The sequence below is a fragment of the Leptospira kemamanensis genome (assembly GCF_004769665.1).
In the GTDB taxonomy this organism is placed as follows: domain Bacteria; phylum Spirochaetota; class Leptospiria; order Leptospirales; family Leptospiraceae; genus Leptospira_A; species Leptospira_A kemamanensis.
The window spans coordinates 1-13,647 of record NZ_RQGG01000030.1 but is presented as its reverse complement, the minus strand read 5'-3'; the positions used below and the strand labels follow the sequence as shown (position 1 = coordinate 13,647).

The 13,647-nt window shown below is 36.3% G+C and carries 8 protein-coding genes; all 8 read right to left on the bottom strand.

What is annotated here, in order from left to right; genetic code table 11:
* Positions 1 to 823 precede the first annotated feature (823 nt).
* Positions 824 to 3,700 (bottom strand): TolB family protein, encoded by a 2,877-nt coding sequence (locus EHQ59_RS10205; protein ID WP_244245486.1) that lies wholly within the window; start codon positions 3,698 to 3,700, stop codon positions 824 to 826.
* Positions 3,700 to 4,275: a DUF1318 domain-containing protein gene (locus EHQ59_RS10200; protein WP_135619558.1), complete on the bottom strand. Its 576-nt coding sequence runs from the start codon at positions 4,273 to 4,275 to the stop codon at positions 3,700 to 3,702. Before EHQ59_RS10200 ends, EHQ59_RS10205 begins: the two co-directional genes overlap by 1 nt.
* A 7-nt stretch (positions 4,276 to 4,282) precedes the next feature.
* Complete coding sequence (locus EHQ59_RS10195; protein WP_135619557.1) at positions 4,283 to 7,318, bottom strand: LIC_11026 family protein; 3,036 nt, start codon at positions 7,316 to 7,318, stop codon at positions 4,283 to 4,285.
* A gap of 21 nt (positions 7,319 to 7,339) precedes the next feature.
* A complete protein-coding gene (locus EHQ59_RS10190) occupies positions 7,340 to 7,681 on the bottom strand; it encodes an STAS domain-containing protein (protein ID WP_002989181.1) in 342 nt (113 codons plus the stop codon).
* 63 nt (positions 7,682 to 7,744) lie between these two features.
* A complete protein-coding gene (locus EHQ59_RS10185; protein WP_135619556.1) occupies positions 7,745 to 8,557 on the bottom strand; it encodes an RNA polymerase subunit sigma-70 in 813 nt (270 codons plus the stop codon).
* Between the two features lie 95 nt (positions 8,558 to 8,652).
* Positions 8,653 to 10,023 (bottom strand): Na+/H+ antiporter NhaC family protein, encoded by a 1,371-nt coding sequence (locus EHQ59_RS10180; RefSeq protein WP_135619555.1) that lies wholly within the window; start codon positions 10,021 to 10,023, stop codon positions 8,653 to 8,655.
* Between the two features lie 3 nt (positions 10,024 to 10,026).
* The gene (locus EHQ59_RS10175) at positions 10,027 to 11,274 is read right to left on the bottom strand and encodes an NRAMP family divalent metal transporter (protein ID WP_135619554.1); all 1,248 of its coding nucleotides are present in this window, start codon (positions 11,272 to 11,274) and stop codon (positions 10,027 to 10,029) included.
* A gap of 38 nt (positions 11,275 to 11,312) precedes the next feature.
* On the bottom strand, positions 11,313 to 13,286 hold the full coding sequence (locus EHQ59_RS10170; protein ID WP_135619553.1) for a PAS domain-containing hybrid sensor histidine kinase/response regulator: 1,974 nt from the start codon (positions 13,284 to 13,286) through the stop codon (positions 11,313 to 11,315).
* Positions 13,287 to 13,647 lie beyond the last annotated feature (361 nt).

Sequence of the window (13,647 nt, the reverse complement as noted above, 5' to 3'; positions counted from 1 at the left end):
AACAAAAAAGTTCTTTCTGATTTGAATTTAAACTTAGGGAATAATTATTTTTTATTAAATAACTATCCAAAGGCTAATGAAAGTTATCGTAAAGTAGAAGAGAGTTCTGCAGCTCTATCAGTAAAAAATCAATTTGAAGGGTATAAACAAGAAGCAATTTATCGATTCAATTATGGTAAATCACTGATTTACCAAGGGCAGTATAAAAAAGCTTCCGAACAATTTTCGAAGTCGATCGATATCTATTTTAAGAATGAATACTATCAATATGTAAACCAACATGCACAGGAATCGAATTCAATTTCACTGGCCCAGTTAAATTCAATCCGTTCGAAGTTAGCTTTGTTGTTTTCCTTACGTGGACTTTCGGAACTTGAATCTGGTGTGTATGAGGATGCAATTGTTTCTTTCCAAACTGCTATTGCTTACAACAAAGATGTTAAGTTTATCAGTCCAATCAATTTAGCAAATTATTTAGCCATAGCATTCCAGAAAAGTGGTCGTTTTCGTGATTCCTATCAAATGTTAGATTTAGCTGAGAAAGAATACCAGAACTCAAAAGAATCTTTATACAGTCGTTGGAAAAAATGGAGTTTTTGGAATATAATTCTTGGGGACAATGTGCGAGTGATTGGTGACGGTCGTTTCCCTGGAGAGTTCCCACATGATTTTAAATATTTATTAACCCTCGGTATTCGTATCGAAAATCATATTGAACAAGAAGAGTATGGTGCCGCATTAAATGAAATCCATAATCGAAATCATTTAATCACATCCAAGGGACTTGATGGAACTATCATTGGAAAAAATATTTTAGCTAAGTCTAGACAAGTAGAAGCACAAATTTTTCAAAAAAGTGAACTGCCAAGAGATGCAAATCAACGTTACCAGAAACCGGATCCTTCTGCAATTTCATCAAATCGACATATTGATATAGCCAACCTAATAATTGATATGCATCATAGTGAGTAGGGTCAGCATAAATGATCCAACGTAACTCTAACTCAGCTCGTTTGAAATTTTCTAATATCTCTGCTTTTCGAACATCTGTCATTGTACCTGTTGCATAATAATAGGACTCAAACGTTACATATTTATTGATCAAATAATAAGAGTAACCATAAAGCGTTGCTAAATCCAAATATGGCCTTGCCCTCGGAACGGCTTGTTTGTAATACAACTCTGTCCAACCCAGAGCTTTTCCAGACAATACTTCAATATTTTCAAAATCTTTAATATTTACAATACTTCGAACGAGTTCACGGTCTGTAACAATAGAGGTAATACTCGCTAAATTCCCAATCAAATTCAATTTATCTTTACTTAAAATATTAATTTGATTCAATAAAGCTCGTTCTTCCTCTTCTCTAATTTTTTTACCGTAACTAAAGATGGTATCTACCATTTTTCTCTGGTAATAAATTGCATATTCTTTGTATAATGAATCTAAATATAAATTTCTAGTTTTAACCAAAAACATGTTTTGGTTATTAAAAAAATAGTGAAACGAAGACTGTAATAAATCCCCAATCCTTTCAAACTCTACTGCCTTGTTTTCAAAATAGAAAAAAGCACTTTTTATATCTTCCGAACCCAAATCAACGCCTAATAATGGATCATAAAACTCTAAATAAATTTTTAGATTCCGAAGCGCATCCGAAGTATTCCCTACAATTTTTTGGTTATAATACTTTAAGAGATTCGATCGCAATAAAATTGGATTTTTATAATCTGCCATAAAACTTCGTGTTTCAAAAACAGATGTTTTTCCTGATGGCTCTAAATCAATTTGAATGGGGATGGGAATGATGGAATCTAATACCTGATTGGATTCGTTGAAACGACGTAATTCGGATAGTGCTTTTGCTTTGATAAATAATAGTGTTTGTTTGAATACTGGGTTTTGGTTTGTTTCTTTCGCCTCTAAACTTGCGTTCACATACTCCAACACCAATTCACTATTTTTACCATCCGTAATTTTGAAAATTACGTCCTCCAAAAGAAATCGCAAATCTCGTTTGCGATCGTTAGAAAATTGATGATTTGGATCATTCAGAAATACTTGTTTTTCCTTTTCCCAAGAGGAAATCATTTCCTCATAAAAACTTGATAATTGGTTTTGTTTAGGATCAAACTCATAACCGCCTAACCTACGTTTAATTTCATCTATTTGGTGGTAATTCGGATAGGATTGATAAATTTTGAGTAAAATTTCTTTTGCAGGGAAAAACTTTTTTTCTTTTTCTAATTGGTCCGCAAAAAGGTGATATAAAACTGCTTCCCCATCTAAACTAAAGGAAGACCCTTTTCCCAATTTTAACTCGTTTTCCACATTGAAAGTTTTGCCATTTAGATTGGCTTCGTTCCATTTGAGGAGAGTGATAGCGAACTGATTTGATTCTAACTCTACTTTTTTCTTAAAACTTTTTAAAAAGTTTTTTGCATCTTCGATTTTCCCAACTCGGTTCAAAGTGGAAAACTTTAACAAGGCAACTTGTGCTTCATAAACTGGATATAATGGATCCTCAGAATAAAATAACTCTACAGAATCTAATGCCAAAAAATAGGATTCAATACTTTGTCCTGGAGCTAATATTTTTGAGTATTGGAATTGTTCTTTTATATTGGGTTGTTTTGGAATGGAGCCATTTTCTGGTATGAAATAGATGTTAATCGCATTGAAATAAGAAGCGGAAAATAAAATAGATCCACCATTGAAATTGGAATATCTTACATCAAAATTGGAAGTTTCACCTGAGGAAAGAACTCGTTCTTCCCCGGTAGCTAAATTCTTTTTGACGAGTAAACTATTGTCTCTTTCATCCAACCTTCCATTTCCATTTGTATCTTTTCGAATCGAAGCATAATATAAATTTTTAGTACGGCTATCTACTGTTGGTGAAAAATCGAGGAACTGGTCATTTGTCATTCTTTGAATCGATTTCGTTGCAACTTGGAGTTGATATATCTCCCCTTTTTTTTCCTCAAAATACGAAACAAAATAAATGAATTGTCCATCAGAAGAAACATAAGGTGATGTAACACCGAGTGTCGTGAGTTGATTGATTACTTTTAATTGATTTAATTGAATGGAACAAAGATTAGGGATCCCTGGCGTAAATCGATCCGATACAAAATAAATTGTTTTTCCATCAGGAGACCAAACAGGATCTGTATCAATAATTCCTTTTTGGTATTCGCCTTTTCGATTCGGTTGGTTGGTTAAATTAACAAACTCATCACTAATAAAACGATTTCCTTTTAGATATTCTTTAATCCACTCTTCTGTGTCCATAGGCAACAAAACCAAGTCACCTTCCGAATCAAATTCTTCTGAAACAAATACGAGATATTTCCCATCAGGCGAAATGGCTGGTTTTGTTTCGGAAAATGAGTTGTCAGTGATAGGAACAACAATGGAACTTTGCAAATCACGAAACCAAACATCGAAATTCCCTTTTTGATCCGTGGCATAAAAAAGATAACGCCCGTCTTTCGTTGTCGAACTGTATAAATTATTTCCCCTTTGTACTGTTAGTGGGAATGGTTTTGATTGGGAGGGAGAAAAATAATTTTTAGATATCGCAGAGTAATCAAAATTTACATTCGAATACTTCACATTGGATTGAAATAAAGCACAGTTAAAGGTATATAAAAAAAGTAAAAAAACAAAACAGGATATGACTCGACGTGAAAACATCATTGGTATTTTTCCCATTTACCAGCGGTTGTTTCAAAGTATTCTCCAATCGATACATTTTTATAATATTCATCGATGAGGGTTTGTTTGAGTTTGAGTAATTCTTCTTCCTTTTTCCCTTTTTTCTTTTGCGTTAAAATCTCCTTTTCCATAATGAATTTACGAGATTCATTTAGAAATAGGATTACATCTTCTACGCGTTTCTTTTTCGCTGGGATCTCATAATTCGTATACGTTGGCAAAGACGATGCCAAGGGGTTTAATTTAATCAAACCAATCGGTGTTTCTCCCAAAATACCATCTGTTTTATATTTTTTGATTTCGGGAGAAAGATAGTTTAAACGAACACGATGGGCTCGGATCTCAGGATCAGAGTCTTCTTTCGCAGATCTTTCTTGGTTATTTTGTCCATTGGTAGAGGATTGAATGGAACCGATCATCCAACCTTCTTTTTCCAGTTCGCGATCTTCACCTACCATCTGTTTTTCGGCAGCAGTTTGTGCGTTTGTGATTGTAATCGGAGGTACCTTCAAACTACATCCCATCAGTAAAAAACTTATAAGTATTCGTTTCATATATACCTCACTCTTGGTATGTCTGGATTTCGTTTTGTGCTCTTTTCAAAAAGTTGGCCAGAGGCATCCTTTGTTGGGAAATTTTTCCATCTTCTAAATTCATGATCAAAGACAATAAAGATCGATCAAAATAAACATCAGCATAAACCAATCCCTTAGACAAGGACACATCTATTTTACTGATAGGATAACTATCTGTTATGCGATCGATTAAAAAGTTTTGAGCAGAGATCACGTTTAAAGCACTTTTCCCGAAATCCCTGCCGATTTGAAAGATTGAAAAAAACAAATCCAAGTTGGCGATAGGTTCACTCAAGTCACGAACTTTGATATTTAAATCTGCTTTGAGTTTTCCATCGTCAATTTTGTCCCTAACTTTTGGAGCCATCAATTGTTTTAAATCAATATCACGGATCAACAAATTCCCACGAAACTCCATGGTCTTCGGATCTAAATTGCCTAAATTCAAAACTAAATTTTTTCCTAAAATGATCCCATCCATTGAATAGGATTTTAGTGATTCTATATTGGCAAAATTTTCTTTGTATTCGATAAAAGCGCTGAGACCTGGAGTTTCATTTTGTTTTTTCACATACTCAAATGGCAAATTGGGAATATTGGGATGAGTGCCTACAACCTTACCAATCGTTACATTCGGTGGATTCGTTCTTCCATAGTTTTTGATGAAAATTGATTTATCACCAATGATCAAACTTTCTTCCGGTTGATATGCGAGATTATGTTGGATGGGAATTTGAGCATTGATCTCTTCAATTAAGTATGCCTTACAGTTTTCACCAGGACATTTTTGGTTGTTATACGTTAAGGCAGGTAATTTAGAAACAAATTCACCGTTGATGTCATAGTCTTTGATTTTGAGATTTAGACCAAGATCACCGTGAACCGAAACACCTTTTGCCAAGTATTGTTTCACAGGGGAATTGATGGAAAGATTTAGGTCAATGTTCCCAAAATAAGGACCGAGCGGTGGTTTTTGTTTTTCTAGTTTATTTAATTTTCCGCTTAACGAAGACTTTAATACTCCATTAAAAGCGACTATTTTCAATTGTTTGATTAGGATTTCATTGGCGTTGGCTCCCGAAATGGATAGATCTGTTGTGAGTTTTAGATCTTTCATTTCCAAACCAGGTAAATCAGCGGAAACGTTGGCACTGATTTGTTTGGAATTGTTTTCCTGCACATAACGCGCATTCAATTTGATTTTTGGCTGTAAACCGAGTAAGTTTTGGATTGGTGATATTTTTTCTTTGAGTATCAGTGGTAGAACCACTAACAAATTGGGAGTTGTCAACTTAACATCAAGAGGTGATAATGAGGCGACGAGCGTTTGCCCAAGGAATACACTGCCTTTCATTAACAAATCCACAGCCTTATTGCCAGTTAATGTTTTTTGTTCTAACGACAAATTTGTGATCTGTATTTCCTTTAAACCAAAAGGTTTATCAAAGACAAGATTTGAATTTAAATCTAAGCCCAAATAAGAGGCAGGAGAACGTGAACGATCAATTTGGTATCGAAAACCATCAATATTCAATTGAGTTTGCAAATTTAAGTTTTGAAAAGATTCACATAAGATCTGTAAGTTTAATTTTAATTTTCCACCTACAGCTTGAGTATAATCACTTAATTGCAGTTTGTCCATCGATACGATTGCATTTAACCCGTTTGATTGTGAATATTCTCCAGACAAATTGATCACAGATTGGTTATAAACAATTTGGGATGGAGTCACCCGAAAGGAATTGAGAAAAGGGAAAGGGACCTGTGCTGTTTTTTCTTTTTGGTTTGAGAGAGATAGACCTGCCGTAAGATCTACGCTCGCAGATTCGACTGCATGTGGTTTTGTTTTACCCAGTCGGAAGTATAACTTGTTTGCTTTTAATTTCAGATTGGCATTCGAGTTGTTCCAATTCCCATGAATTCCCGTTCCTTCCAAGGAGAGGTCACCAGCCACCGTCATTTCAGGAAGGATCCCTTGTAACTGTTGTAAGGTATTTTGGATGGCACCCAATTGTATTTGAGAATTCACTACATCTAAATTTACATCAGGAGTTTCTTTTGATACATTGGAGATGGAACCCATCAAATGAAACCATGTCTGTCCAATCACACGAAGATCAAATTGTTGCACTTTTAAAATATCTTCTTTGGCATCAAAATGGATATCGGACAACAAACGTAAACCCGTTTGAATGGATTTACCTCTGACATCTAAATGAATATCATCTTTCCCTATATCAGTTGCAAATAAAAACAATTCGGGAGATTCTGTGCGATCCCATTCCAAACGGAGAGACAAGGGAAGAGATTCTTTCCACTTCAATTGGTCGGAATTTAAATCGATTTCCACAGGTCTTTCTTCATTCAAATGAATCAATATTTCATCTAACTGATCTATGGCGGTAATTCCAAGTGGAATGGAAGTGAATCGATTGGTGACAAGTTTTGTTTGAAAATCAAAATTTTGAAGTGTAAAGGAACGGACTGTTCCCATTTCACGAAGGTATTCTAGAGAAATTCCTTTTAGATTGAGATAAGCAGTTAACTGTAACGGGAGATAGGTGGAAATTTCTGTGACGGGTTCTGTATTTTCTACATGTTTTGGAGATTCTTCAACGGCAACTTTTGGTTTTAAAAGATGGCTTACGTTCCACACGCCACCCTTCTCTTCCAAACGAATCTTCGCATCAATGATACTGAAATCACTGAGTCGGATTTTACCAAAAACAAGTAGTGGTAAATTGTAACGAATGCGGATTTCCTTTGCCGAAAGAAATGGGGATTCGGAAAAAGGTCCACCAGGGGTGATGGCCAAATTCTCGATTTCCATTCCAAAAAACAGGGAAAACTGAGTGAATTTCCCTTCCATCTTGGCCATTGTGAAATGGGAGACAAGTTTCGGGACAAGCCAGTTGGCAGTGAATTGGTTAAAAATAAGTTTGTAGAGGAGAAAGAGGACAAATAGTCCTCGAAATGTTTTGGTTTTGGCGATTCCTAAACTTGCCTTCAGGATTGGATTCATCACAAGAATCGCCTCTAGCGTCTAGTATTCGAAGGAGTCTTCAGCCTCTTCCAAAGTTTTGTATATCTCAAACACACTGGAAAGTTTAGTAATTTCCATGAGGTTTTCGATATCGGAATTTAAGTTCGCAAATACAAGACGACCGTTCAGCCCATCAATATGTTTATAGATGTTGAGAAATGTTCCAAGACCAGCGGAGTTGATGAATGGAACCTTTTTCAGATCGATAATGAATTTAGGGACTTGGCCTTTCTTGATGTACTGTTCTATCTTTTCAGACAACTCGAACTCATTTCCAGCTTTGATGGCACCTTCAATTTTAATGATGTGCACGTCGTTTTTACTAGTAACTTTGATTTTCATAACCCTTCGGAAGATGGTGTTGCCAATACCATCTTCCGAATTTACCGAATGTAAAGCAAATTTTTATGCGTAGTGCAATAAATCTTTGCCGACTTTCCTAAGTTCATGTTTTCCTTGTGACAAAAGATTGCGAACTGCCTTCCTTGTGATCCCCAAGGTTTTCGCGATTTCACGTTCGGAAAAAAAACTGCGATCAAGGGCTCTAGTCCTACGTAACATCCAGATTTTTTTCTGTTTTCCATACCAACTCCTGCGATTCGGCTCCGTACACTCATATAATTTTCTGGTGTAACGTGTGATCATCGTTGTGAGTCGTAGGATCAGAGCTCTTTGTTCCGACCTCCTCTCTTCCCAATCCTGAAAAAAAACTTCGGTATCCAAATGGTTTTCTCGCAACTTCCACAAAAGAAATTGTTTGGTGTTTTGTTTCATAGGGAGATCAAATTGTAAGGAAAGAACGAGAGCAGTTAGTGTGGGTAAGGACTCTAATTTTAATTGAAGCTGTCCTAACGTTTCCTCCAGAGGATCCTCCACATTGGCAGGGGTTTCATAATTCCAGAGTTGTAAATAGAGTTCCCCAGATTCAGGGATCTCGGATTTACGAAATCGATTTCGGTATTGGTTGAAAACATAAGTAACAAAAAATCCTAAAACATGTGTAAGTTGGTATTTTAAACTCAAAATCCACATTTTGCTAAACACTTCCAGGATTGTGACCACCATTTCAGAACTTTCGTCTTCCGAAATATTCCTTTTTTTGGCCAATCTGTCCACCATCCAAATGGGCAAATGTTCTTTCACTGGTCCAAGTTCATTTGTGATCCTTGCTTGGCTGATCATGGGAAGAATGTTTTCATCTAATATCTTTGGTAACATAGGGCAAGTTTTTACCAAACATACATTGTTATGAAAACCTTTATTCGTGTCTTAACAATCGTTACGATATGTTAAAATGAAAAATAGATGTTCAATTATGAACTTTTTGATTTTATTTTTTGATACACCAAAAGAGAAACCGTAAAGATAACATGGAACAGGTTAAAAAAGACAAAAGGCAAAAAACTAAAAACAGAAACACCTAATGAAGAAGCCATAAATGCCCCACAGCTATTCCAAGGAATCAAGGGTGAGGTGATGGTGCCTGAGTCTTCTAAAGCACGAGATATGTCTCTTTCGGGAATCAATTTTTCAATCGCGAGGGTACGAAATGCACGTGCTGGGATCACAAGAGCAAGGTATTGGTCTGCTGTGATTAAATTAAGTAAAAAAGAAGTCCCCATCGTAGACAAAAGGATATCAAATTTGTCTTTTGCCCAAGTTTTGATTTGCATTAGGATTTCATTTAGATATCCAAATCCTTCTACCACTGCTCCAAACCAAACGGCCGTTACAATCAAAAATTCTGTTGGTAAAATGGAGGAAATTCCTCCGCCACTTAAAAACAAATCCCAAGTTTCCACTCCAGTCTCCGCTTTGTATCCAAACACCAAGGATTCCAAAACATCTAAGGAAAGTCGATGTTCGAAAAAGGGAAATGCCAAAGCGGATAAAATGCCGAGAAAAAAGGAAATTCGAACAGGCAAATGGAAAAAAGAAGAACCAAACACAATGAAAACCGGAATCAGTTTTGCATAAACAATCTCTGTTTGTAAAAGTAGAGACAAATCAGTTTCACCTGTGATTGGTTTTGTGAGATCTGGATTCCAAACCCAAAGATTCAAAAGGTAATATCCCAAAATGGCAAAAACAAAACTGAAAACAGTTGTTCGTAACATATGCCGAATGTGGTTCCATATAGGGACATGGGTTAAACTGGACGCAAGATTTGTTGTATCGGAAAGTGGTGAGAGTTTATCCCCAAAATAACACCCACTCACAATGGCACCAGCCGACATCACTTCTGAAAATCCCAAAACATGAGATACACCCATAAGTGCCACACCTAACGTACCTGCAGTCGTCCAGGAAGAACCAGAGACCATTGCTGCAATTGCGGAAACAAGAGTTAGGGATGGCAAAAAAAACTCTGGCCTGATGAGTTTGGTTCCTAATTGCATCATCGTAAGCAACACACCAGCATAGGCCCAAGAAGCAATGAGCAATCCAACAAAAAATAGAATCTCCATCGCAGGAAAAACAGAGATTAAATTTTTACGAAAGGCAGATTGTAAAAACAAAATTTTTCTATCTCTGCGTTGTAAGTAAGATAAGACTCCAGCAAGGCTTAAAGCAAAAGGATGTGGATATGGAACGATGCAGAGATAACGAAAAAATAGAATGGATAAAACTAAATACAAAATAGGCGAGAGAGAAAATAATATATTTTTTCTCTCTCCTTCCATCATTTAGAAAAAGGTAATGTTGAGGTAGTAAATAGAAAACCCAAATAAAAATAGAATTCCAAACCAAGACAATAAATTCATCCAAGGTTTTGGTCTTTCTTCTTTTGGAATTTCCTTTCCAAACAAAATCAGATGGTGGATCAACGCCAAAACAGGTGCATTCAGAAAGGAGATAGTGGTAGCGAAATCAACCAAACTTTTCATATTCGTGCGAAAGAATAACAACAATAGAATCGAACCAAATCCAACGATTAATATCCAATACCAATACAGATTTTCTGATGGAACTTTTTTTAAATTTGCAAATAACCGTCTACTTGCATTGGAAACCACTCTTGGATACGCATCAAAACAAGTTAAGGTTGTGGAGAACATGGTAAAAAAAGCAGCCACAAGAATTATAGGATAAGACCAAGTTCCAATCGCTGTGGTATAAAGATTCACAAGTTGAGAGGCGAATTCAACCGCTTGTGCCGAAAACTCCATCCCAGTATTATACATCATATTGGAACCTAATGCTAAAAAACAAACAGCAAGTAGAGTTGTGCCAATATAACCAATGTTAAAGTCAAGAAGAGCATATTTCATCGGAGGCAATTTCCCATCCGGTGTTTTTTTAGCCAAGGTCCAATCGGATTGCCAAACAGCCGCTTCAATTGGGATTGGCATCCAACCCATCAGGGCGATGAGAAACGCAACATCTCCTAAATCAGAGATGGAAAATGATTTTCCTTCTGTTGGTAATTTGGGAATACCTGAATAAAAAGAAAGGACCATCGCAAGGATTGTGGCAATTGTGAGAAGAACCACGATCCATTTCATAAGTCCATCGAGAGCTTGGAACTTACCAATTGCCAAAAGCAAAAAACAAAAAACTAGAATGATCGAACATAGTAACCAAGGTTCCATAGTCAGACCAAGTAAATTAGAAAACAAACCAGATGTTACTAAGGTAACGGTAGCCACAATGATACACATTGTCCCCACTGAGATACCAAAGAAAATCCAAAGGGGGAGTTTTCCTAAGGATTCATAACCATCTAACAATGATTTACCTGTTACGATTGTGTATTTCGTACCAACAACAAAAAAGGGATACTTGATTAGGTTTGCGAATAAAACAACAGCGAGTAAACCATATCCATATACAGCACCGGCTCGGGTGGACTGAACCAAATGGGAAACACCAACTGCAGCGCCAGCGTATAAAAGACCTGGACCTAGATATGCCAAAAAGGGAAATCGTTTCATTTTGGACAAAATGACGAAAGGAGAAAGATTTTGCTACTCTAATCGAGTTTAGTTGGATTCAAATAATGATACAAAACTTGGTTTAGGGCCAGAATATCGATCGGTTTGGTTAAAAATTGATCCATTCCTACATCAAAACATTTTTTACGTTCTTCATACAATGCACCAGCAGTTAAGGCTACAATCGGAATTTGGGACTTAGGTGATTGTTTTCGGATCTCTTTTGAAGCATCGAGTCCATCCATCTCAGGCATTTGGACATCCATAAAAATCAAATTAGGTTGAAACTCCTTGGCCATCCTCACAGCTTCCATTCCATTTTCCGCTTCCAAAAGTTTGGCATTGGGTATATATTTTAAAATCATCCTTCGCAGCAAATCTCGGTTCATGAGATTGTCTTCTGCAATTAAAATGTTCGGAGTGATGTCGAGTAATTTGGTTTGGCTTTTATTTTCCCGAATTTCTTTATGGATGTTTCCGTCTCCAATTTCATCACTATTGAAATTTGCATTTTGTAAGGTTAGGCAATTGATTGTGAAACGAAATTCTGTTCCTTCCCCTTCTTTCGAATCAAACTCAATTTGCCCACCCATCAAATCAATTAAGGATTTTGTGATCCGAAGCCCAAGACCAGTTCCACCAAACCGACGAGTCGAATTGGACTCTCCTTGCCAAAACGATTGAAAGATTTTAGTTTTATGTGCTTCCGCAATTCCAATACCCGTATCACGAATACGAAACGTAAGCCTTGTTTTTTCATTTTCTATTGGAAGAGACGTAATATTTAAACAAACACTACCTTCTTCCGTGAATTTAACAGCATTTCCAAGTAAGTTAATTAAAATTTGTCTGAGCCTCGTTGCATCTACTAAAATCCATTCTGGTAAATTTGGATTTTCTTCAAATTCTAATTTTATATGTTTTTCGTTTGCTCTCCATTTCAATACACCTAACGAATCTTTTATGATGTGTTTCAAACTAGAAATGGTTTCATTCAGAACAAGTTTACCAGCTTCAATTTTAGAAATATCTAAGATATCATTGATGATACCAAGCAGGCCATGGGCACTGCTAATTGCATTTTTTACGAATTCTTTTTGGTCCGCATCCAAGTTCGTAGTCATGAGGAGTTCATTAAAACCAATGACACCATTTAATGGAGTGCGAATTTCATGACTCATATTGGCAACAAAATCCGATTTGGCTTGGTTTGCTCGTTCTGCTTCTTTTTTAGCATTTAAAAGATGGAACTCAGCATTTTTACGATCAGTAATATCATTAAAATGGACAACAAAGTATAAAGGAGATCCATTTCTGTCTTTTACAAGTGAGTTCGAAATTTCAATCCATAAGATTTGATTGGATTTTGAAACGTATCGTTTTTCATAAACGATATCCACATCTTTTCCTTTTAAAGCAGACTCTCTGTATTGATAAAAAATATTTTGATCGTCTTGGTATGCAAAATCTTTGGAAGGTCGTCCCAAAAGCTCAGTATCTTTATAACCTAACATCGATTGGAGTTTTTTATTGACTCGTAAAAATTTACCTTCTAAATCAAGTAAACAGACACCAACTCCAGCGTTTTCAAAACTCATCCGAAATCGTTCTTCACTTTCTGCCAATTCTTCTTGGATTTTGTTTTCTTCTGTGACGTCTCGGTTGATAGCGATTACACCAATGGTTTTTCCTTCTTCATCTTTTAAAAAACTAGCAGCGGATCGAATCTTTAATTTTGTTCCATCTTTGCGAAACTGGTAAACTTCCCCTTGCCAAATCCCACTGGATTGCAATTGTGCTATACTTTTTTCACGATCCCCTTCTAATAAAATTGTTTTTAATGTATCAACTGTAGACTTACCGAGAACTTCTTGTAAACTGTAACCATAAATTCGTTCAGCCGCAAGATTCCAACTTGTGATTTGGAATTGTAAATCCGTAACAATGACCGCATCATAAAAGTATTGAAGGATAAGAGATGAGTATGCTTCCTTCGGTATGTTGTGGTCCATCGTACCTTAATATCGGGGAAATTTCTTGAAAAGTGCAAGCGATTCCCAAAAAAGAATTTAGATTTTCATCGAACCATTCTAAAGTAAAAAAACTTACGTATGAATCCTAGCAGACTTCTACCTCTTTAAGTAGCCTAACCCATTTCGCGAACGATCTTTCGTTTCTGTACGATTAGGTTCCCTCAAAGAATTTGATTTTGTACATAAAAAAAGCCAACCTAAAGGTCAGCTTATCATTACTATACACAATCGATCTAAAATCCACCCGGCAACAATGCCGGAAAACTAAGAGCAAGACACCTTGCTCTTATTTTGAGGCAGCGACCGGTACTCCGAGTCGCGGACGTTAGCCGGCTCACAC